This window comes from Halalkalibacter sp. HAAS-P013, assembly GCF_056619925.1.
Genome location: NZ_JBWQTU010000013.1, coordinates 70,119 through 91,921, shown reverse-complemented (window position 1 = coordinate 91,921; position 21,803 = coordinate 70,119). Strand labels below are relative to the sequence as shown.

The following is a 21,803-nucleotide window of genomic DNA, read 5'->3' as shown; positions in this document are numbered from 1 at the left end:
GTTTTCTCCTTTAGATTTAAATTTTTAAGGCGAAAGTTTCATACTAGAAAAAGTTCTTTATTTCTTTTATATAGCTCCTTAAACAAGTTATAATAGTTGTCATAAATTAATACATTTTCTTCATTCGGATACATTACTTCTGAATCGTAAGAAATGATTTTATTACAAGCTTGCTCTAAAGAAGAATAAATCCCTATACCAACTCCAGCAATAATGGCAGCCCCTATACTTGCTTCTTCAATTGAATTAGTTGTATAAACTGGTTTATTGAAAATATCAGCCTGTATTTGAAGCCACACTTTACTTTTAGCTCCACCACCCGAAGCAATAATTTTATCGCTTTGAATTCCTAGAGATTTTATGATTTCAAGAGAATCCCTGAGCGAATAGATTACCCCTTCCATTACTGCGCGGACAAAATGATCTGTGCTATGTTCAAGAGTTAATCCAAAAAATATACCTTTGGCGTTCGGATCTAGATGAGGTGTGCGCTCTCCTGTTAAATAAGGTAAAAAAATCAGTCCATCACTTCCTGGTTTGATTTTTTCAGTTCGTGTAGTAAGTGTTTTAAAGCTATCTTCTTTTTGCAAAATCTTCTCTTTTAACCACCTAAGAGAAAGTCCACTGTTTAAACTCGACCCTTGTATATTCCATGAGTTTGGTGCAATATGGCAAAAGGTATTCGTCCTTAATTCAACATCATAAAGAGGCTTATTAACCATCACGGCTATCTGTCCACCTGTACCTATATTTGACGATATAACTCCTGGAGTAACTACTCCATTACCTATAGCTTGCATAAATTGGTCTCCACCACCAAATACAACGGGAGTTTGTTCTGTTAAGTAAGTTTGATTTGCAGCTTCTCTTGTTACTTCGCCAGCGATTTCACATGGCTCATAGCATTTCGGGAATAATTCATCTCTTATGTCCAACTTCTTTGTTAGAAAAAAAGCCCACTTTCTTTCTCTTATATTAAATGCAAGGGTACTAGATGCATCTGTGGCTTCAACTGCTATTTTTCCAGTTAATTTGAAGCGAATATAATCTTTTGGAAGAAGAACTTTATCAGTTAAGTTATAGTTTGCTGGTTCATTCTCTTTTACCCATAATAAGGACGAGATGGCGAATCCAGTCGATACAGAATTAAACATACTATCTGTGACTTTTTCTTTTTGTATCAAATCATTAATCCTTGACGCTTGTTCTTTCGAACGTTGATCTGACCAAATAATTGCCGGACGTACTAAATCCCCTTTCTTGTCAAGCATTACAAGCCCATGCATTTGTCCTGACAGCCCGATTCCGGATATCAATGACGGATTTAAATTCGCTTTTTTTACCATCTTCCGGAGTGCCTTTGCTGTTGCATTCCACCAATTTTCTGGTGATTGTTCTGCATAACCTTTTTTAGGAATGTTAATTTCAAAACCTTCTTGTTCTTTTCCTATTATTTCCCCCTCTGTATTCATTAATATTGTTTTTACACTAGATGTCCCTAAATCAATTCCAACCAAATACTTCATCTTTCCTCCTTATTCTCCGCCTTGAAACTGAAGCGCTTTCAAAAGAAATTTTACCTCAGTTATTAATTTAATTATAGGTGGCTTATCTGTTTTTAAAAATGAACTCGTTTTTGTTTTAATACAGTTTCTTTTTATAAAATTGAAGTGATCACATAAAAAAATACAATATTTTTTCTTTTTTTATAATATTTTTAACTTTCTTATAAATATTTATTAAATAGGTAGCATTAACACCTATAAATTTTCACAAAGACCAAATAAAAGAACCTTTTAAATAATCAGAGAGATTATTTAAAAGGTTCACTAAAAATTTAAATCTTATCTTGAATTTTATATGGTAGATATAAGATTATAGTAGTACCCTTCCCTTTTTCACTATCTATGACTAGTCCATATGTTGAACCAAAATATAAATGAATTCTCTCCCTGATGTTTTGAAGACCTATACCACTGTGCATCTTTTTTTTATCGTATGATACAACACGGTCTTCTACTTGTTCTTCCATTCCTGGACCATTATCTTCTACTTCTATTATAAGGTACTCTTCTTCTACCTTTGCACGGATAATAATTTCCCCATTTTCTTCATTTGCCTCCATGCCATGATAAATTGCATTTTCTATTAGTGGTTGCAGTAGAAATTTTAACACACAACATGAATATGCTTCATTACTTATATTATAAGACACAGAGAATGTATCACCATATCGATATTTTTGTATATTCACATAATTTTTTACAGTCTTAATTTCATCTTCTAGTGTAACAATAAATTTCGAGCTTGAAACATTATATCTTAATAGATGAATAAGTGAAGTTATCATTTCACTTATATTGGTTACATTTTGCATAACAGCTAACCATTTAATAGAGTCCAACGTATTATATAAAAAGTGGGGATTAATTTGAGATTGAAGGAGTTGAAACTCTATTTCCATTTTTTTCTTTTCTTCTACAACAGTATTTTTAATTAAAAGTTCTAACTTTTTTACCATATTATTAAAAGCTCTACTTAGTTGACCTAATTCATCTGTTCTTGTCACATTTATAAAAGCATCCATATTCCCTTTCTCAACTTGTTTAATCTTTTCATTTAAGAGAACAATAGGTTTTGTAAATGAGACTGATAACCTATATGTAGTAATAAAAGAAAGTAAAATCAATGTTAATAAAATAGCTAGAAATATAAATCCTAGTTTATTTATAGCTTCATAGATACCTTCAGTACTAATAATATGAATGATGGTCCAATCTGTATAGTCAATTGAATCTAAAACAATAATACTATTTTCACCAAACACTTTTTTATTGATTGTAGTTTTTTCTAAAGTTGAAATATTAGGAATTTCTGAAACAATATAACTTAAATTCACATTATTTGGGACTGTATATAATAGGTCATTTTCTGAATTTACAACGAGAACTCTTTCATTACGTGAAGCTGAAGAGGTCGCAAGAATTTCTTCAATATACATTGAATTTAAATCATTTATTATTAACCCTATTTTTTCTCCTTTATCTGAGAATACAGGAATCATTAGAGAAATGACTTCCATATCAGAAAAGAAATGATAATTTTCATTACGTGTACTAGTAAAATAGCTATTTTTCACTAATTCACCCTGTAGGTCGATATTATAGACTTCTCTAAGTTTTTGTTGGTTTACCCCCCAATCACTAGAAAAAAACATATTATTATTTCCAATAATATACATTCCACTCAAATACTCATTAGTATGAACCATGTTTTGAAGCATCATGTTAATTTGGTGTTTATCCTCTTTCCCTTCTTGTATAGTATCATCAACACTTTTTTCCAATGCATTGAGGATATTTTCATCCCTAGATAAAGAAATCGATGCATTGGTAACAATTTGAAGGATAATTTCTATACTTTGTTTTGTCTCATTTGATAGACGAGTAGCAAACTCAAGTTCCCTTTCTTTCATATTCTGAAAGAAATAGATATAGACCACAATACTTAGTATCGCTAATGTGAGAACAATAAATGATGTAATTAATAAAAAAAGTCGTTTTTGTATGCTTAAGTTTCTCATTTAACCCCTTTTTCTTACTCCTTTTTATAATGACTTTTTCGGTATTCCTTACAATTTACACCTGTTAAATCTCTAAAAACTTTACTGAAATAATAAGGATTATCAAAACCAATTTGGTCTGCTATTTCATACATTTTAAAATCAGTTTGTGTAAGTAGTTCTTTTGCCTTTTCTATACGGACTTTAGTTAAATAACTAGTAAAGTTAATTCCTAATTCTTGTTTAAACAGCGAACTTAGATAACTTTTATTTATCTCTAAGAAGTTAGCAAGCATAGCTAAAGATAAATCTGTTGAGTAGTATTTATTAATATAAGAAAGACTCTTTTGAATATGAATAGAATATTTTTCTGTTCCACCAATATATTTGTTAGACAAACTAATATATTGTTCTAAAATAAATCGTTGAACCTCTACAAAAGCACTGAAATTTCCAATTTCTTGTTCAATTTTTTTTGATGATAGCTTATTGAATAACCTTAGAAGTTCACTATAAACATACTCTAACTTATTGAAATTTTTACTTAATTCAATATGTTGAAAAAGTTCAGTTAGTAATTTTTCAACTTTCCTTATACATCCACTCACGACTAAACTTTCTAATAAATCGTTATCAAACAGGATTTTTTCATCGTAGCCATAGTCTGATTCTTTTTGGTAAACCATTACATTTGTTCGAGAGAAATAACTTTGCTCTTTTGCACGTTGAGACTGAATGTATAACTCCTTGAACTCCTCTTTTTTATTACCTACCTCACTAATACCAATTAACAAGTTCATATCTAGTATTTTCTTAACATTTTCATTTACAGATTGCATTATTTTCTTAATAGTCTGGATAGTAGTTTGTTTCTTTAAGTTTAGTAAAAAAATAATCTCTTTTTCGTTAAAATTAATAAACGATTTGAAGGGCAAATCTGATAAAAACTCTAATGCCAAATTGTTAATAAATTGTAATGTTATCTTTTTATTTTCTACAAACTCTTCATTTATATGAACAGATACAATAATATAAAAATCATTGTTTAAATAAAATTGATTATTCAGTAAAACCTTTTCCATTTCTGCATTGCTATTAGTCTCATTTTCAACTGAAACTTCTAATAATTTGTTATTATCTGCTAGTAAGGACTGTTCAACGGGCATATCATTAGATGCGTTGTTAAGGGCTGTTAATAAGTTCTCCGCTGTCAGTTCGTGTTTTAAAATATATTGTATAACTCCTAAACTTATTGCTTGTTGGGCAAATTTGAAATCATCATGATGGGATAAAATAATAAATTTCATTTGAGCATAATTTTTTCTAATTAGCCTTATTAGCTCTAAACCATCCATAAACGGCATAGAAATATCGGTTAAAATAATGTCTGGTTTTTTTTCATTAATCAAATCAATAGCTTCTTTTCCATTTTTGGCATCACCTACTAATTTATATCCGTGATCCTCCCATGGAATTGTAGTTTTTAATCCGACTCGAACAAGAAGCTCATCATCAACAATTAATACCCTTTTCATTCGCAAACCCCTTTGTTATAAGTCAACTTCAAATCTATCTCCATAACTTGAATACCCTTTCAAATATAAGCTATCTCTTGTATAATTGAATATATCATAAGTACTAATACCTGTTCTACAACTACTATTTATAGCAACTGCGATAATGTATCCATCTAAAAAGAAGGGGGAGGGAGAAATGAGAAATCATTATTTATTTATTAAAACTCTACGTACGATAGTTATCTTAATAATTGTTTGTACTGGATGTAAAGTAGCCCCTAGTAAGGTTCCTGATTTTAATTGGAAAGTTGCGGAAGGTGAAACAATAAAAATAGCACTTAATCAACATCCTTATGCCTATGCAATTCTTAAAGAACTTCCTCGATTTCAAGAAAAAACAGGTATAGAAGTAAGCTACACTATTTCCCCAGAAGAATACTATGCTGATAGAATAACATACATGTTACATACAAAAACAGGTAATCCCGATGTTTTTATGACAGGTTCATATTATATATGGAGTCATGCCTCCAATGGGCTAATGCAAGACCTTGATGAATTAATGAGTAATCATTTAATAACAAACCCAGATTTAGCAACCGAAGACTTTCACCCTACGGTATTAAATACTTTAAAGTGGGATTTAGTCCCTGGAAACCCTGTAGGTACAGGTAAAACATGGGCGTTGCCTATTGGCTTTGAAATTATTTCCTTGGCTTATAATAAACAATGGTTTTCAGAATTGAATATAAGTCCACCAAAAACTCTTTCTGAGTTAAAACAACAGTGTAGTATGTTAAATGATTACAAAGATGACGACACATATGCACTTGGTTTAAGAGGAACAAATAAATGGACAGGCCTTACCACTGGCTATATTACATCATTTGTTAATAATGGAGCCAAAGGTTTTAAAATTGTGAATGGAAAATTGATTTCTACAGTTAATTCACAAGAAGCGATTGAATTTACTGACCAATGGGCTGAACTTATAAAAAAGTGTGTACCACCTGAATGGGCAAGTTATCCTTGGTACGAAGCTGGAGGAGACTTAGGCGCCGGAAGAACTGGTATGTTATTTGACGCAGATAATAATGCTTACTATCAAAATCAAAAAGGTAACTCAACGGAAGCTGGAAATATTGCATGGACATTAGCCCCCTTAGCAAATGAAGGTAATAACTTTCAGTCAAACATCTGGACATGGGGATTGGGTATTAATGAATATTCTACACAGAAAAAAGCATCCTGGCTATTTGTTCAATATTTTACATCAAAGGAATTTATCAAAAAAGGTGCTCTTGAATTAAATTTAGTTAATCCTGCTAGAAACTCTGTTCTGAAAGACCCCAAGTTTGTAAACTTACTTCAAGAATCGGAAGGTTATACTAAGACTTTAAATGAAACACTAGAGAATGCAAATGAACTTTTTACTCCTCATCCAAATTTTTTTGAAATGAGTAACGAGTGGTCCCTGACTTTGCAAAAAATAGTGTTAGGCGAATATCAAAGTTCAGAAGAAGGGTTAAATGCTTTAAAATTGAAGATTGATAACATATTAGAAGCAGATAATTAGTGTATTTTGCAAAAGATAAGTGCAGAGAATTGCAACAAATATGCAGAGGTTTGCCACCTTAGAAAGTTACCTTCTTTTTTACAGGGCGTTAGAAAGTCGGTAACTTTCTCCATGGCGACCCGTTTTCTCTTCTTTTCATTTCACTTTCATAATAATTTTTCATCTCTTTTAAAGCCTTTGAAATACCTTCAAACTGTTCAGAGGTTAGCTAAACAACGCTCTAATACTACTAAGAATAAATCTTCCTTGTTTTTAAAATACTTATAAAGTGAACCATTAGAAATTTGTGCCCCTTCACATATTCTTGAGATAGTGTTACTAATGCTTTATTGTATATTTACTCATCCCCTGCTTTAGCTCACTTACAAGATAATTCATCTTCTGGGCAAATGTTTTTATTTCATTGCTTTCTGTGATTAGTCTATCAGTATCAACCGTTATACTTTGCGAATATTCAGCATTTTCAAGTGTGGATTTTTCCATTTCTGTTAGTACTTCGCTTAACTGAACTGTATTCATAGCAATTATTTGAGTAGATTTTGAGACATTAAGCATCTCTGTCGTTACTTGTTCAATTGATTTTGGGATGCTATTAAAAGAATCTCTCATTTCTTGAACGACTTTTGTACCAACTTCTACTTCCTCCGCACCGCGATTCATTTCGTCAATGGCTCTTTTCGTATCCATTTGAATAGCATCAACCATATCCGAAATTTCACCCGCTGATGCTCTTGATTCTTCTGCTAATTTACGAACTTTACCTGCAACAACTGCAAATCCTTTTCGTGTTCACCGGCTCGTGCAGCTTCGATCGCTGCGTTTAACGCAAGCAAAGTTGTTTGTTCAGAAATTGAAGTAATTATGTTGAGAATGTGACTAATTTCTTGTGAACGTTCGCCTAATTGTTGAATAATATTTGCTGACTGTTTTACCGTTTCATCTATTGTTTCAATTTGTGCAATCGCTCGTTTTATATACTTTTCACCATTTTCAGCTTTTTTAGCGGCTTCTTCCGCTCTTTCGCTAGCGTAGGCCGTTGCGAAGGTGATATTTTCTACACTACTATACACATGTTTTGCTGCATCTATACTTTCTTCCATACGATTGAACGTGCCTTCTGATGTATTACATACATTTCGAATCGTTGATGCAATACCGGATGTTGTAGCCCAATTTTATTCTCTGAAGTATTCGATAACTGTTTGGAAATTTTAGTAACTTCGTTTGTCGTCGCTGTTGTCCGTTCGAAGAAAGCTCGCAAGTTTTTTCTTATCTCAAAAAATACGAGAGTAAGCTTTCCGACTTCATCTTTGGCCACTTCATAAACAGTCTCTTCTGTAAGGTCACCGGATGCTACTTTCTCAATAGAACCAAGTAATTTTTTAATAGGAACAACAATGATTTGAGACAGTATTAGTGCAATAAATATACTAAGAACAATCAAAATTCCAGCCATATATAGTGTTTGCACATTTAAGTTATATCCTATCACTCTAAATTTTTCAAGCTCTGCTGATACGGATTCGGGATTCATATTACCCTCGGTCTGATAAACTTCAAACGTATCAATTTCCCGATTTATATCTTCTATCTTGTTGATATGATTAATTGAAGAAAAAGGCTTCCCAAAAGTTTGGTCAACTCATAGGAAGCCTACGCTAAGGCTATTTATGTTAGCAAAAAAGTTAGCATTTTGCTTTTTGTTTATGAAAATCCTTGTGGCTCAAGGGATTCGGGCGCTTATTACATCATGCCGCCCCTCAGATAAACGCTTCATTAAATTTTCTTTCTCAACCTCAAACCCTGGTTTACCCAGTAAAGCAAACATATTCTTTTTATACGCTTCAACTCCTGGTTGATCAAAGGGATTTACACCTAACAAATATCCACTAATTCCACAAGCTTTTTCAAAGAAGTAAACCATTTCACCAAATGTGAATTCGTTTACTTCATCCAACTCTATAACCATATTTGGTACTCCGCCATCCACATGGGCCAACACTGTACCTTGAAACGCTTTTTTATTTACTTCATCCATAGTTTTTCCAACTAAAAAGTTCAAACCATCGGTATTAGCTGGGTCTTCTTGAATGGTTATTTCAGCCTTTGGTTTCTTAACCTGTATTACTGTTTCAATCATATTACGTTGACCCTCTTGAACATATTGTCCCAAGGAGTGTAAATCTGTTGAGAAATCAACAGAAGCAGGAAACAAGCCTTTATGATCTTTTCCTTCACTCTCCCCAAAGAGTTGTTTCCACCACTCTGATACATAATGAAGAGATGGCTCATAGTTTACCAATAGCTCAATGGACTTTCCTTTTGAGTAAAGCGCATTTCTTACAGCCGCATACTGGTAACATTCATTTGTTAATAAATCAGGATTATTATATTTACGAGCAGCAGCCGCGGCTCCATCCATCATTTGATCAATATTGAGGCCAGCAGCAGCAATTGGTAAAAGGCCAACTGCAGTCAGAACGGAAAATCTTCCACCTACGTCATCTGGAATAACAAAAGTCTCATAACCTTCTTCGGTCGCTAGTTGCTTCAACGCTCCTTTTTCTTGGTCTGTCGTAACATAAATACGGTTTTTCGCTTCTTCTTTGCCGTATTTTTGTTCAAGATAGTCACGGAAAATACGGAAAGCAATAGCAGGTTCAGTAGTTGTGCCAGATTTAGATATGACGTTAATTGAAATATCTTTACCTTCCAACAACTCTAACAAATGAGATACATAAGTAGAGCTAATATTTTGCCCAGCAAAATACACTTGTGTTGTACCGTTCAATTGATTGTGGAACGTATGCGATAATGACTCAATAGCGGCACGTGAACCTAAATAAGATCCTCCAATTCCTATCACAATAAGCGCTTCAGAATTAGCACGGATTCTTTCAGCAGCTAGTTTGATCCTTGAAAATTCGTCTTTATCGTAGTTATTAGGAAGGTCAATCCATCCAAGATAATCAGAACCTGCACCTTTTTTTTCATGTAAATGAGAATGGGCTACTGAAACATAATCTCGTAGGTTCTCCACCTCAGATTTTTTCATAAATGGTAATGCGTTTGAATAGTTAAAAGAAACAGGCATTGTTTTTCAGTCTCCTTTGCTCCGATTTATATTTTTGAGATTTTCATTTTCATGATCTAATCTCTTATAAGCTTAAGATGATTCGTTTGCTTCCATTATCAATAGCTTATCAAGTCAAAAAACTTTCTTTTAATCAACTCTTCCACTTCTTGAGCTGATTTCATATTTAGAATTTGTTCTAATACATTGCTCATTTCGACTCTTGATAGTTTACTAATTTGACTTCTTGCCTGTAATATAGTAGTCGCGCTCATGCTAAACTCATCCAACCCAAGTCCAAGTAAAATCGGGATAGCCACTTCATCTCCTGCCATTTCTCCACACATTCCTACCCATTTTCCTTCTTTGTGCGCAGCATCAATAACCATTTTTACTAATCGAAGAATAGCTGGATTATATGGCTGGTAAAGATATGAAACTCGTTCATTCATACGGTCTGCAGCCATTGTGTATTGAATTAAATCATTGGTTCCGATACTAAAGAAGTCAACTTCCTTCGCAAATAAATCTGCAGCTACAGCGGTAGAAGGAATTTCGACCATTATACCTATTTCAATATCATCGGATACAGCACTACCAGTACCCTTGATTTGCTCTTTCACTTCTAACAAGATATTTTTGGCTTCACGAAACTCATCTAATGTTGCAACCATAGGAAACATAATTTTCAAGTTTCCATAAACGCTCGCTCTTAGTAAAGCCCGAAGCTGAGTACGGAATAAGTCTGGCATTTCTAGACAAAGACGTAGGGCACGAAACCCTAAAAAAGGATTCATTTCTTTCGGAAGATCTAAATAAGGAAGCTCTTTATCTCCACCAATATCAAGTGTGCGTACAACAACAGGTTTTCCCTCCATAGATTCTAGTACCGTTCTATACGCTTCAAATTGTTCTTCTTCTGTTGGTAGTTGATCTCGACCCATATAAAGGAACTCTGTACGGTATAGTCCAACACCTTCCCCACCGTTTCCAAGGACTGCTTTAACATCCTCAGGAGTACCAATATTAGCAGCTAGCTCTACATGGTAGCCATCTGATGAAACCGTTCTCTCATTTTTAAGCTTCGCCCACTCTGCTTTTCGCGCTTCGAACAGAGTCTTTTTCTCTTCATATTTCTTTAATACTTCTGAGGAAGGATTCGCAATCACGGTTCCGTCTATACCATCAACAATTACTAATGCACCATTTTCAATTTCTGTTGTTACTACTTTTGCTCCTACAACAGCAGGAATTTCCATGGACCGTGCCATAATCGCTGAGTGAGAAGTCCTCCCACCAATATTGGTCGTAAAACCTTTGACATATTTACGATTTAATTGAGCCGTGTCCGAAGGCGTAAGATCCTCCGCAACGATTACGACTTCTTCAGAAACCAAACTTAAATTTGGGACTTGAACACATAACAAGTGAGCGATAACTCGTTTTGTTACATCTCGAATATCTGCTGCACGTTCTTTCATATACTCATTTTCCATTGATTCGAACATAGAAACAAACATATCAGCGACTTCTTTCATTGCTACTTCAGCATTAAGCCCTTCGTTTTCAATTTTTTCTTTTACTGAGTTTAATAATTCTGGATCACTTAGCACTAGTAAGTGCGCTTCAAATATATCAGCTTTATCAGTACCTAACTCTCGATTTGCATGTTCCTTTATTTTTTGAAGTTCTGTTTTGGATTGGTTTACCGCACCCTCGAAGCGTTTAAGTTCACTTTCAGCATCTTCTATTAATTTTTTTTCTATTTTAAACTCTGGTTCTTCTAAGCAATAAGCTTTTGCGATTGCTATCCCTGCTGACGCCCCAATACCATTAATATTCTCGATCCTCATCTGGCTAACCCTTGTTTTACTAATGTCTCAGTGATAGATTCTAGTGCTTCATTTTCATCTGTACCTTTTGTTACTACCTTTATTTCAGCTCCTGAAGGGATCCCTAGAGCCATAATACCCATAATTGATTTTAAGTTTACACTTTTTCCTTTATATTCAAGGTTGACTTCACTACCAAATTGACCTGCTGCTTTAACCAACATTGTTGCAGGTCGAGCATGGATACCTGTTTTATCAATAACTGTAAATGTTTTTTCTACCATTTTCTCTTCCACCCTTTAAAAAATTTTAAAGATACCCCAATAATGTAAATATCTCAAAGTGCTACTAATAGAAATACATCAGTAAAAAACGTGTACTTCCCCACATATTTTCATAATAATCATTTTAATTATTCAGTCATTTCAAGACATCTTTAGAGAAGAAATTTATTTTAGTTACCGAATTCTCTTTTGTAATAATATCTATCCCAGTATTAACTCTTTTAGTACCGAGCTCTCCTTCAATGGATCTAATTGCATACACGACACTTAAATATCCCATATCATATGGATTTTGAGCGATACTAGCATTAATCCTTCCCTCTTCAACTATCTCTAGCATTTTCATTGTACCGTCTGTACCAACAACTGGAATGTTATATCCTTTTTCCTCCAACAGATTCAAGGAATTAATTGCAATTGTATCATTAGCAGCAAATACACCATCAATGTTAGGATACAACCTAATAATTTCATCAATTGCTCTCTCTACTTCTCCCGATTCACTATCGGCAGCGCTTTCCATTACAACCTTAATTCCAATCGCTTCTAATGATTCTCTACTGCCTTTCAACCTTTTCACCATATCCGGATTAACGTTAGTTGAATGTATAAGCGCTACTTGATTGCCAGGTTGTAGCATAGATCCTAATAATTGACCCGATCTTACACCTAAACTATGGTTATCTGTACCTATATACATTGTCTGACCATACCAATCTAGTTCAGTATCAACAAGTAGTACAGGAATATTTTTATTTTGATATTTTTTTAAAACGGATATAGTCGGAGTAGGTTGTATAGGAGCAACAATTAATGCGTCAGGTTTCTGTTCCAAAACATCTGCTAAGATTTCTATTTGTTCTGTGACTTGTAAATTGGCAGTACCTAATATTTGACCTTCAACGTTAAAATCTTTAAAGGCTTTTTTAGCTCCTTGACTTAATATCTTCCAATATTCTGATTCTGTTTCTAAAGCTTTTAAAACAACAACCACCCTTGGTTTGTCATTATTTAAGGAACTTACACTATATATTAATAAACTTAGAAGAGTGACAGCGAAAAGCAGTTGAAATTTATAATGTCTTTTCCCCTTAAACACTTATTTATTTCCCCCACGATTTTCAAAATACTGAACTTTAAATTTTTCACCTGAGATTCTGATAACAATTTTATTTATTCAGACGAAACGTTCTCTTATAACTCAATCTAAAGAGTCTCTTCTTATACTAGTTAAGTGGGAGACTCTTTAAATTGCTTTTAGTTATTAAAACATTACTTGCCCACCAGTAACGTTTATCGACTGTCCAGTACAATAAGCTGCTTTATCTGAAGCATAGAAAAGGACAGCATTGGCAATATCATCATACTCACATCCACGTTTTAATGGTACCTTATCAATATAAACTTGTTCTACTTCACTCTCAGGAATTCCGAGTTTTTTTGCATATTGCGGGAGTAAACTCTGGAACATAGGAGAGCTTAATAGATTTCCTGGCATAATTGAATTTACACGAATGTTATGCTCTGCCAGATCTAACGCTAGACTTTGAGTTAAACCTACTCCTCCGAATTTAGAGGCAGAATAACCAGAATTATGCTTACTTCCTACTTTACCCGACTTTGAGTTGATTTGAATGATGTTTCCGTACCCTTGTTCGATCATCACCTTTGATACTTCACGAGCACATAAGAAATAACCTGTTAAGTTGACAGCCATAGACGTTTCCCATGCAGTTAAATCAAAATTAGTTATCTTTGAACTCTTTGCATAACCCGCATTATAAACGAGTAAATCAATTTGTCCGAATTTAGAAACGGTTTTTTCCACCATAGCTGCCACTTCGGCTTCATTTGTTAAATCGGCTTTAATACCAATTGCTTCTTTATTAAATTTTGATTCAATCTCAGCTGCAACAGTATTGGCATTTTCTCCATTAAGATCTGCAACCACAACATTATATCCGTCCTCTGCCAAACGATAAGAAAGTGCCTCTCCTAGATTTTGACCTCCACCGGCTACAATTGCTACTTTTTGTACAGTCATGTTTTCTCCACTCCTATTTATCTTTATTTTCGAACTATTTCTAATGTTTCGCCCTCGGTAATTTCTTTAATCACTTTATCTTCTAAACAAAGGGTTCCCGGTAAATCTGCTTCTGAACTTCCGTTAAACCTAATAGTAATATGTCCAAGATTACCTAGATTTTGATTAACTGCACTACCAACAGCAGTCACTCTGTATTCTGTTTCACCGATTTTAAAAGTATCTCCAACTACTATTTCTCCATTTAACTCATTCTTCTCATGAATAATACAGAACTCTTTTAATTCTTCTGGTGCGTCACTTTTAAAAAGAATGATCATCTTATCTGCATAGAAAGTAGCTGCCATAGGTCCAATACTTGTTACATTTGTATAATAGATTCCACTCATAAATTCCACCTGCTATTTTTTTTATTTCTACTTGTAATATAATTTTTTTATTAAAAATCTGTGTAAATTGCGAAACTCGCCAGCCACGCTACAAATACGGTTGGTGCCCCAGTCAAAAATCTCGAGTATAATACAGCGGGTACCCCTACTTCAACTGTCTCTGGTTCCGCTTCTGCTAACCCTAATCCCACAGGAATAAAATCAGTTGCAGCTTGTGAATTGATCGCAAACAATGCCGGTAAAGCAAGTTGTGGAGGGATATTTCCTTGTCCAATCTCCGTACCGATTAACACTCCGACTACCTGTGCAATGACCGCTCCTGGTCCCAAAAATGGTGATAAAAGTGGGAATGAACAAACTAGTGAAATTAGTAGTAACCCTGGTAACGAACCTGCATATGGTGAAAGGAAATTTGCAAATACATCCCCAATACCAGATTCTAAGATTACCCCGATAAGCATAGCCACAAATGCCATAAAAGGAAGGATTGTTTTTAAAACGGTATCAATTGTGTCACGCCCCGCTTGGAACAGCGTACTTGTAAAGTTACCTATTCCCATCCCTACTTTAACCATTAGGCCTTTTGGCTTCTGTTGTTCACTAATTTTTTTGTCTGTGCTATACTTGAATTGTTTATTTTTATTTTCTTGCGCTTCTGTTTCGCCGACAGAAGCGTTCTCTTTTTCTTCGACACTATTTATTTCTGCATTAGCTGTTTCAATGTTATTAATTTTAACCCCTGAAACATAGATATCTTCTGTTATGAATTTTGCTAACGGTCCACTTTGACCAGTTGGCATGATATTAATCGTTGGAATTCTTTTTTGTGGATAAATGCCACAACGTAACGTTCCACCACAATCTATAATCACGCAGGCCATTTCTTCATCAGGTACCTTCGTTTTAAATCCATCAATTAGTTGTGCTCCGGTTAATTCTGCAAGCTTTTTCGCAATATCTGGTTGATTTCCACCAGTAATATAGACAACTTTGTTTTTCTTTTCATTTACAATAATGTTTAATGGCCCACCGAAACCACCAGGACCTGCATGAACAACTGCTGATTTGTAGTTTGACATTATTCTCACCCCCCTTACAGATCAACTGTACTCTTCAGTTTAACTTTTTGTTGTTTTGATACATACGCCACTGTCCAGTCAGTTACTACACCACGCATAAAGTTAGTAACGATACCTACTAAAAAGTACATCACAGCTAACTCCCCAATTGGAAGACCTAATGTTGTAATTCCTTGAGCAATTCCTAAAAAGACAAATAACTCTCCTGGGTTCACGTGTGGAAATAAGCCATTGTGTGTATGTGTAGAAAACGATGCAGCTGAATAATAACCTGGTTTGTGTTTCTCTGGTAAAAATCGTCCTAATGAAAGTGTCATAGGATTTGCAAAGAAAAATGTACCGAATACTGGTAAAATGAGATATCTAGCAAATACATTTTTTCCCGACTTTGAAGCTAATCGTTCTACTCTATCAGTTCCTACTAATCGAACAACTGCATTCATCGCAACTAGTAAACAAATTAATAAAGGAACAATGCCTGTGACAAGATCGACAAATACCTCGCCACCTCTTTCAAACAAATTCATAAATCCATCAGCTATCATAGTGATAAACTCCATACTAGCTAATTCACCCCTTTCTAAAATCATATTTATTGAACTAAATGTTCATAATATTTTTCCGACTAGTTCATCACCTCCTCTTGGAATAAACTTTACAGTAGCACGCTACAGACTCCAGATTGTATCAATTGTTTAATAAAAGTCGCTTTCAATATTCAATTCGTTCTCTAATCTTGCAAAAAAGAATCAGATTTGCTCAATTAGTCTCTTTGCAGTACTTTCATTTGTAATAAGAACATTGATATATTTACCTCTTAAAGCTCCTAGAATAGACGGCACCTTATTTTCGGATTCAGCAACTCCAATTGAATATTCAATCTCCTTTAATCGTTCTAATTCAATAGCTACAGTTCTTTCAGTCACATCAGACTCTACAAGAACTCCATTAATATCATAAAATCTTGAACATATATCTCCAACAGCATTTAAATTATTGAGTTCATCGATTTCTTTATCTCCGTAAAACCCTGTCCAAATCATATTTGATGAAGCAAGTGGCGCACCAATCCCTAATACTGCGATATTAATGTTGTTCCACATATCCAATATTTTTTTAAAATAATTAGAGTTAATGATATCTTTTTTGGTTTCTTTCTTTTCTACCACAGCAGCAGCATCAATAAAATGAGATGTAGCACCAAAAGCTTTTGCAACGTTATATATAATCGTATTTACATGATATTTACTGTCTAAAGTACCTGGTCCCCCAACTAGCGGTACAAAATCTGCCTTTCTAGGCTTATAATCCACAGGTCTATCAATCATACTTCCCATAGTTCGACCCCACGTAAAACCAATCGTGTCGTCTTCTTTAATAATTCGATTTAATAGTTCTAATGTAGCAAGACCTAAATCTGATCTTCTTTTTTCATCTGATTCATTATCCATGTCAGGAACAACAATTACATCCTTAAGCAGAAAAGTTTTTTGGAGTGTTGTCTCTAACTCAAACGTTTCATAAGATGTGCTATCTATATGAATTTGAACAATACCTTCTTTTCTTGCTTTTTTAAGCATTCTTCCAATTGTTGTTCGATAAATCCCTACTTCCTTAGCAATTTCATTTTGAGTCATGTCATCTTCGTAATACATTTGTGCAACTTTGACAAGTAACCTTCTTTCCTCCCAGTTAGGCATCATGAAACCTCCAGTTTAACCTTTTACTATTATGAGACTTGAATCCATCTGCTCAAATGAGCAAACCGTTATCATATGAGCTTTAGTTTAGTATAGACTCATCTGATAATTGAGTCAACACATTTTAACCCTTTTTATAAGAATTCCTTAAATTAGTTGATTATATTAATTCAAAAACAAAATCAGCAAATTTTTTTAAAAATGGGATATCGCTCGTTTTTATATTATTTCTATTTAATATCTAGACTTCATTATTTACCTGCTATACTCGAAAATCTAAATAAACTAACATTTAAATTACTTTTTTGGTGAATACTAAGTAATGAACGGATTTAACACATAAAACGTTGCTAGCTAATTATTCAAAGTTCATGTTAGGAGATTTCAAATGGGGAAAATTTCTCTATATCAATTATTCTGTATTACGGCTTTTTACCAAATTGGAACAACTATTGTTTTTGGTTTTGTAGCTGGAGCCGGGAGAGATGCTTGGCTTGTTACTTTACTTTCAACATTTTTAGGGGCCATTATCATTGCCCTATATACAGTCATAATGCGTCTGAATCCTGGATTAACTCTTGTTGAGTGGTTCCCAGCACATTTAGGTCCGTGGATTGGGATTCCAATAGCATGGCTCTATCCTCTTTTAGCTATTTACGATGTCGGACGAATTTTGTCTGATTTAAAGTTTGCTATCTCGTCAACAATCTTGCCAAATACTCCTCCTTTATTTTTTCTTGGATTTACGATGTTTGTTATTATTATAGGTTTATTTTATGGAATTGAGATCTTAGGACGAATCGCAGAATTGTTATTACCTGTTATTTTGTTCCTTTTTGTAATAGAAGTTATATTACTCATTAGTTCAGGCGTTTTATCTATAGATAATTTAAGACCTATTTTATCTAACGGCTGGGGAAGGGTTTGGGGAGAAGTATGGCCACTTGGCATTACTCAATCTTTTGCCCAATCGCTGGAGTTAGCAATGATTTGGACACTTACTAGAAATGAAAGAATGATTATAAAGCCAACCCTAATTGCTACATTCTTAACAGGGTTCTTAATTATGTCATTTAACATATTAGCCATTAGTACGCTCGGAGAAGGCGTGTATCAACAAAGCATGTATCCAATGTATGTATTAATTCAGCAGATCAACATCGGCCAATTCATTGAAAATCTACACGCAATAAGTGTTCTTCAGTTTACAACTACATCCATTTTAAAGCTATACATCCATTCATTTGTTGCTGTTTATGCTATTCAAAAATTATTATTTTTACGTAATAACCATTTTGTTATTATGGCAGTGGCATTAATTGGAGTATATTTAGGGTTAAATATGGCTACTAATGCATCAGAACATATATATGTAGGAACAAATATTTTCCCTTATAATTTATGGATACCTTTACTATTGGTCTTTCCGAGTATTATATTAATAGCCTCAATAATAAGGAAACTATTATCAAAAGACACTTTCAAAAAGGAGGAGTTTTAGAAAGTGAAGAATTTATTATTTTCTTGGGAATCACAAACTAATATTGAATATCCTTATGCTTTGCCAACACTTTTTTTACTTTTAAGCTTATTATTGTCGGCCATTACCTGGCTGCGTTATAAAAATCAGTAAGACCACCCATTAAAAAATTTAGAGTTAATTTAAAGAAAGGGACACAAGAAAAAGTGTCCTTATTTAAGGCGTACTATTTTTATAATTATAATCGATCATAAGACCTATCCCTTTACATAAACGAAATCCTGCTAGGTTAAAGCCTTATTCATCATTCCTCTGAACTAAATGATCCTTGAATTAAACCAGTATGCTTGATATCTACATCAATTTTTATTGTATATGCTGCATTCGAAAAGATTTCATCCCAATTCTCTTTTACTTCTTTCCATTTGCTTGGATTTTCTTTGAATAATTGTCTGCCAAAACCAAAAATATCAGCTTGATATTCCTTTTGTACTTTTTCAATTGCCATTTTCATCTCTTTTTCGATTACCTTTTTCGTTTTGTTTTCTACCTGCTTTAAATATTCTAGATTTTCATAAGGGTCATATTCTTCCTTACTTTGCTGTTCAGCTAATGATACTTCTATACGACTTTCAATTGTAAATGATATTTCGTTCCCTGCTATATTGGGGATTATTCTTGAGTCACCCCCAAGTGTTTCTAAAAGTACTAATTCGTTTTCATTTTTTAACGATGGCATTGTTATCGCGGCATTGTGAATTTCCCCAATTACCCAATTATATCCTCTTGTTTCTATTTCATCTAAATACCCAATCAATTTATCTTTTTTAAAGATTGCGATTCCTGTTAGTTTTGCGTTCGTTTCTTCCTTTTCTAAAACACCCATTACAGGATTAATTCCTTCTTCTAACTCTTTTTCAAAAAAATTGATTATATTTACTTTGCTTGACTTTTGATTATATCGATAATTCTCCATCATTTCTTCTAGATGAATTGCTTGATATCTTCCAATTCCTTGAGGCTCTTCAGCTAAAAGTTCTCTCGCCTCTACTCCTCTTGCTATACTAAGTAACGTAAGGCCGCGTCCTTCATGATCTCTAATAAAAACATCTAATATTGATAAAACCCCTTCTCTTGCTACTTTTTCATTTATGATGATTATTTTATTATGATTAAAAAACTTCTTCCGATCAAAATCTTGTGTCCCATCTCTAACGGCTTCAAAAATTGTATTTCCTCTCGACTCATGATTTTTCACATTAGGTCCTGGAGCTCCTATTGCAATATTTAATGTAGCAGGATTTAAAGTTTGCTGTGTTAAAATAATTTCCTCAGTCTTTTGGTCTCTATCAATCGCAATTCCTGTAACAATTCCTATCTCATTTAACTCTTTGCTATCCCAGCACCCTGATAATGACAAAATAGAAAGTAGAAACACATAAAAATAATTCTTCAACTTTCATCACCATCTTTGCTAGGATTTAAAATAGGTGCTGGTAATTGTTGTCTAATTGACTTACGCTTGCTGATGGGAGCTGGCCTTCTTTTCATAAACGAGAATGGTACGCGAATGAGAGAGTCTTTTAGTTCATTCATTATTGTTGGTGCAAAAGGTTCTAAATAAGGCGTGCCAAAAGAACGCAGTGAGCACATATGAATAAGCAAGAGAAGACCTCCAAGTACAACCCCATATAGTCCCATTACACCTGCCATAACAAGCAGCCCTAAACGGGCAATATGAATTGGATCTGTTAAAGCTGACACTAAAAAACCTGTAATTCCTGTAACTGCTACAACAATAATCATAGGATAGCTCACAAGTCCAGCTTGTACAGCAGCTTCTCCCAATATTAATCCCCCTACAATCGTTACTGCTCCACCTACAGCCTTTGGCATCCTTGTTCCTGTTTCCCTTAGCACTGTAAAAATGATTATCATTAGTAGTGCCTCAACGAATGTAGAAAATGGAACTTGTTCTTCTGAGGCCGCAATAGACGTCAGCAATACCGTTGGAACCATTTCCTGATGATAGCTTGAAAGTGCTACATATACTCCTGGTAAAGCAACAGTTAGTAATAAAGATAATAATCTATAAACTCTTATGAATGATGACAAATAAGGTCTAGAATAGTAATCCTCACTAGCTTGAAGGCTTTCTAAAAATAATAATGGTACAGTTAAAACAAAGGGCGTACCATTACATAATATAGCAACTCTACCTTCAAATAGTTTAGCTGCAACAATATCTGGTTTTTCAGTATTTCCAACTAAAGGAAAAATTGAAAAAGGCCTATCTTCAATTAATTGCTCTATATATCCCGACTCCAAGATTGCATCTATTTTTATTTCATTAAGTCTTTGCTTCACTTCTTTAATTATTTCTTGATTAACAATTCCTTTTATATAAGCAATTTTAACAGCTGTATTTGTTTTTTGACCTAGCTTTATTTTTTCAAAGGTAAGCTTAGGGTTAATAATTTTTTTTCTTATTAATGCTGTATTTACTTCTATATCTTCAGTAAACCCCTCTCTAGGGCCTCTTACAACTGTTTCCGTTTGAGGTTCGTCTACAGCCCTTGATGCAAAACCTTGTGTATCGATAGAGAAAACGGTGTCATATCCATCAATAAACAAAGCTGTTTGACCTGATAGAATAGCCTCCAGTACTGCATCCATCGAGCTTAACTCATGCAAACTATTGACAGTTAAAATTTTACTTTTAATTATTTCAGGAGCACTTTGAATTGAACAGTCTTCATAATTGTTTAAGAAATTTGGTTCCATTAATGGTTTAGTAATATATTGATTAACTTGATTAGTATCTATAAGGTCACTTATAAAACATATAAATACTTTTATTGGTTTATTTATATATGTCTCAAACTCCCTAGTTACAAAATCCTCACTGTCTCCTAACACTTGATTAAGATAATTTAAATTAGATTCTAAATTAACCTGAATTGGTTCCGAGTAACTTTCATCGTTAGCTTTACTTTTCTCGCTAATTAATTTAAAGAGTTTTTTTTGTTTTCTCAATTTATGAAACATTCTAGTACACCCTTTAATAAATAAGTTACCCTTATTATCAAACAAAAAAAAAATAAAATTCTTTTCTACCTGAGTAAATTTCAGAAAGCCTACCTAAAGAATCATACAAGGACCCAATTTGCATTTGCACTTAAAAAAATTGAGATTATTCTTAGTAACCTTCCTAAGAAACACTATCTAATTTAAGAGAAGACTTTCGAAAACATGTGGAAACAAGTC

The 21,803-nt window shown here is 33.7% G+C and carries 19 protein-coding genes and 1 pseudogene; 2 read left to right on the top strand and 18 right to left on the bottom strand.

Features of this window, described 5'->3' with window-relative positions:
• Positions 1 to 38 precede the first annotated feature (38 nt).
• The 3 genes from xylB to AC1FXP_RS17445 all read right to left on the bottom strand — a co-directional run bounded on the left by xylB (position 39) and on the right by AC1FXP_RS17445 (position 5,097).
• On the bottom strand, positions 39 to 1,526 hold the full coding sequence (gene xylB / locus AC1FXP_RS17455) for a xylulokinase (RefSeq protein ID WP_480063265.1): 1,488 nt from the start codon (positions 1,524 to 1,526) through the stop codon (positions 39 to 41).
• Between the two features lie 311 nt (positions 1,527 to 1,837).
• The gene (locus AC1FXP_RS17450) at positions 1,838 to 3,583 is read right to left on the bottom strand and encodes a sensor histidine kinase (protein ID WP_480063264.1); all 1,746 of its coding nucleotides are present in this window, start codon (positions 3,581 to 3,583) and stop codon (positions 1,838 to 1,840) included.
• Between the two features lie 14 nt (positions 3,584 to 3,597).
• On the bottom strand, positions 3,598 to 5,097 hold the full coding sequence (locus tag AC1FXP_RS17445; RefSeq protein ID WP_480063263.1) for a response regulator: 1,500 nt from the start codon (positions 5,095 to 5,097) through the stop codon (positions 3,598 to 3,600).
• Positions 5,098 to 5,275: 178 nt separating this feature from the next.
• On the opposite strand from AC1FXP_RS17445, the gene AC1FXP_RS17440 reads away from it, so the two are divergent.
• Positions 5,276 to 6,655, top strand: coding sequence for an ABC transporter substrate-binding protein (locus AC1FXP_RS17440; RefSeq protein WP_480063262.1), 1,380 nt, complete (start codon positions 5,276 to 5,278; stop codon positions 6,653 to 6,655).
• A gap of 197 nt (positions 6,656 to 6,852) precedes the next feature.
• On the opposite strand, the gene AC1FXP_RS17435 is transcribed toward AC1FXP_RS17440, so the two are convergent.
• From AC1FXP_RS17435 to AC1FXP_RS17375, 13 genes and pseudogenes are all read right to left on the bottom strand, one after another.
• Positions 6,853 to 6,957, bottom strand: coding sequence for a TetR/AcrR family transcriptional regulator (locus AC1FXP_RS17435; protein WP_480063343.1), 105 nt, complete (start codon positions 6,955 to 6,957; stop codon positions 6,853 to 6,855).
• A 16-nt stretch (positions 6,958 to 6,973) separates the two neighbouring features.
• A pseudogene (locus AC1FXP_RS17430) lies at positions 6,974 to 7,378 on the bottom strand (hypothetical protein); the annotation flags it as partial.
• 20 nt (positions 7,379 to 7,398) lie between these two features.
• Positions 7,399 to 7,755: a methyl-accepting chemotaxis protein gene (locus AC1FXP_RS17425; protein WP_480063261.1), complete on the bottom strand. Its 357-nt coding sequence runs from the start codon at positions 7,753 to 7,755 to the stop codon at positions 7,399 to 7,401.
• Positions 7,740 to 8,189, bottom strand: a complete 450-nt coding sequence (locus tag AC1FXP_RS17420; RefSeq protein ID WP_480063260.1) for a hypothetical protein — start codon at positions 8,187 to 8,189, stop codon at positions 7,740 to 7,742. Before AC1FXP_RS17420 ends, AC1FXP_RS17425 begins: the two co-directional genes overlap by 16 nt.
• Positions 8,190 to 8,378: 189 nt before the next feature.
• Positions 8,379 to 9,749: a glucose-6-phosphate isomerase gene (locus tag AC1FXP_RS17415; RefSeq protein ID WP_480063259.1), complete on the bottom strand. Its 1,371-nt coding sequence runs from the start codon at positions 9,747 to 9,749 to the stop codon at positions 8,379 to 8,381.
• Between the two features lie 98 nt (positions 9,750 to 9,847).
• Positions 9,848 to 11,575: a phosphoenolpyruvate--protein phosphotransferase gene (ptsP, locus tag AC1FXP_RS17410; protein ID WP_480063342.1), complete on the bottom strand. Its 1,728-nt coding sequence runs from the start codon at positions 11,573 to 11,575 to the stop codon at positions 9,848 to 9,850.
• Positions 11,576 to 11,577: 2 nt separating this feature from the next.
• Entirely contained in the window at positions 11,578 to 11,844 is a 267-nt protein-coding gene (locus tag AC1FXP_RS17405; RefSeq protein WP_332634221.1) for a phosphocarrier protein HPr, read from the bottom strand.
• A gap of 136 nt (positions 11,845 to 11,980) precedes the next feature.
• Positions 11,981 to 12,943: a sugar ABC transporter substrate-binding protein gene (locus tag AC1FXP_RS17400; protein WP_480063258.1), complete on the bottom strand. Its 963-nt coding sequence runs from the start codon at positions 12,941 to 12,943 to the stop codon at positions 11,981 to 11,983.
• A 165-nt stretch (positions 12,944 to 13,108) separates the two neighbouring features.
• A complete protein-coding gene (gene srlD / locus AC1FXP_RS17395; protein ID WP_480063257.1) occupies positions 13,109 to 13,888 on the bottom strand; it encodes a sorbitol-6-phosphate dehydrogenase in 780 nt (259 codons plus the stop codon).
• Between the two features lie 23 nt (positions 13,889 to 13,911).
• Positions 13,912 to 14,277 (bottom strand): PTS glucitol/sorbitol transporter subunit IIA, encoded by a 366-nt coding sequence (locus tag AC1FXP_RS17390; protein ID WP_480063256.1) that lies wholly within the window; start codon positions 14,275 to 14,277, stop codon positions 13,912 to 13,914.
• 50 nt (positions 14,278 to 14,327) lie between these two features.
• Complete coding sequence (gene srlE / locus AC1FXP_RS17385) at positions 14,328 to 15,356, bottom strand: PTS glucitol/sorbitol transporter subunit IIB (protein WP_480063255.1); 1,029 nt, start codon at positions 15,354 to 15,356, stop codon at positions 14,328 to 14,330.
• Between the two features lie 14 nt (positions 15,357 to 15,370).
• Positions 15,371 to 15,916 (bottom strand): PTS glucitol/sorbitol transporter subunit IIC, encoded by a 546-nt coding sequence (srlA, locus tag AC1FXP_RS17380; RefSeq protein ID WP_480063254.1) that lies wholly within the window; start codon positions 15,914 to 15,916, stop codon positions 15,371 to 15,373.
• 189 nt (positions 15,917 to 16,105) lie between these two features.
• Entirely contained in the window at positions 16,106 to 17,059 is a 954-nt protein-coding gene (locus AC1FXP_RS17375) for a sugar-binding transcriptional regulator (protein WP_480063253.1), read from the bottom strand.
• A gap of 385 nt (positions 17,060 to 17,444) precedes the next feature.
• On the opposite strand from AC1FXP_RS17375, the gene AC1FXP_RS17370 reads away from it, so the two are divergent.
• A complete protein-coding gene (locus tag AC1FXP_RS17370; RefSeq protein WP_480063252.1) occupies positions 17,445 to 18,557 on the top strand; it encodes a GerAB/ArcD/ProY family transporter in 1,113 nt (370 codons plus the stop codon).
• 283 nt (positions 18,558 to 18,840) lie between these two features.
• Here the strand turns inward: AC1FXP_RS17370 and AC1FXP_RS17365 are convergent, their stop codons facing one another.
• Together AC1FXP_RS17365 and AC1FXP_RS17360 are read right to left on the bottom strand one after the other, a co-directional pair.
• A complete protein-coding gene (locus tag AC1FXP_RS17365; RefSeq protein ID WP_332634232.1) occupies positions 18,841 to 19,992 on the bottom strand; it encodes a Ger(x)C family spore germination protein in 1,152 nt (383 codons plus the stop codon).
• Complete coding sequence (locus AC1FXP_RS17360) at positions 19,989 to 21,584, bottom strand: spore germination protein (protein WP_480063251.1); 1,596 nt, start codon at positions 21,582 to 21,584, stop codon at positions 19,989 to 19,991. Before AC1FXP_RS17360 ends, AC1FXP_RS17365 begins: the two co-directional genes overlap by 4 nt.
• Positions 21,585 to 21,803: the final 219 nt, after the last annotated feature.

What these genes read in the sequence shown, in the direction of transcription:
- AC1FXP_RS17360 (WP_480063251.1), bottom strand. Translation starts at nt 21,584, where the DNA reads ATGTTTCATAAATTGAGAAAACAAAAAAAACTCTTTAAATTAATTAGC.
- srlD (WP_480063257.1), bottom strand. Translation starts at nt 13,888, where the DNA reads ATGACTGTACAAAAAGTAGCAATTGTAGCCGGTGGAGGTCAAAATCTA.
- AC1FXP_RS17415 (WP_480063259.1), bottom strand. Translation starts at nt 9,749, where the DNA reads ATGCCTGTTTCTTTTAACTATTCAAACGCATTACCATTTATGAAAAAA.
- xylB (WP_480063265.1), bottom strand. Translation starts at nt 1,526, where the DNA reads ATGAAGTATTTGGTTGGAATTGATTTAGGGACATCTAGTGTAAAAACA.
- srlA (WP_480063254.1), bottom strand. Translation starts at nt 15,916, where the DNA reads ATGGAGTTTATCACTATGATAGCTGATGGATTTATGAATTTGTTTGAA.
- AC1FXP_RS17390 (WP_480063256.1), bottom strand. Translation starts at nt 14,277, where the DNA reads ATGAGTGGAATCTATTATACAAATGTAACAAGTATTGGACCTATGGCA.
- AC1FXP_RS17420 (WP_480063260.1), bottom strand. Translation starts at nt 8,189, where the DNA reads ATGAATCCCGAATCCGTATCAGCAGAGCTTGAAAAATTTAGAGTGATA.
- srlE (WP_480063255.1), bottom strand. Translation starts at nt 15,356, where the DNA reads ATGTCAAACTACAAATCAGCAGTTGTTCATGCAGGTCCTGGTGGTTTC.
- AC1FXP_RS17405 (WP_332634221.1), bottom strand. Translation starts at nt 11,844, where the DNA reads ATGGTAGAAAAAACATTTACAGTTATTGATAAAACAGGTATCCATGCT.
- AC1FXP_RS17375 (WP_480063253.1), bottom strand. Translation starts at nt 17,059, where the DNA reads ATGATGCCTAACTGGGAGGAAAGAAGGTTACTTGTCAAAGTTGCACAA.
- AC1FXP_RS17370 (WP_480063252.1), top strand. Translation starts at nt 17,445, where the DNA reads ATGGGGAAAATTTCTCTATATCAATTATTCTGTATTACGGCTTTTTAC.
- AC1FXP_RS17450 (WP_480063264.1), bottom strand. Translation starts at nt 3,583, where the DNA reads ATGAGAAACTTAAGCATACAAAAACGACTTTTTTTATTAATTACATCA.
- AC1FXP_RS17440 (WP_480063262.1), top strand. Translation starts at nt 5,276, where the DNA reads ATGAGAAATCATTATTTATTTATTAAAACTCTACGTACGATAGTTATC.
- AC1FXP_RS17445 (WP_480063263.1), bottom strand. Translation starts at nt 5,097, where the DNA reads ATGAAAAGGGTATTAATTGTTGATGATGAGCTTCTTGTTCGAGTCGGA.
- AC1FXP_RS17425 (WP_480063261.1), bottom strand. Translation starts at nt 7,755, where the DNA reads ATGGAAGAAAGTATAGATGCAGCAAAACATGTGTATAGTAGTGTAGAA.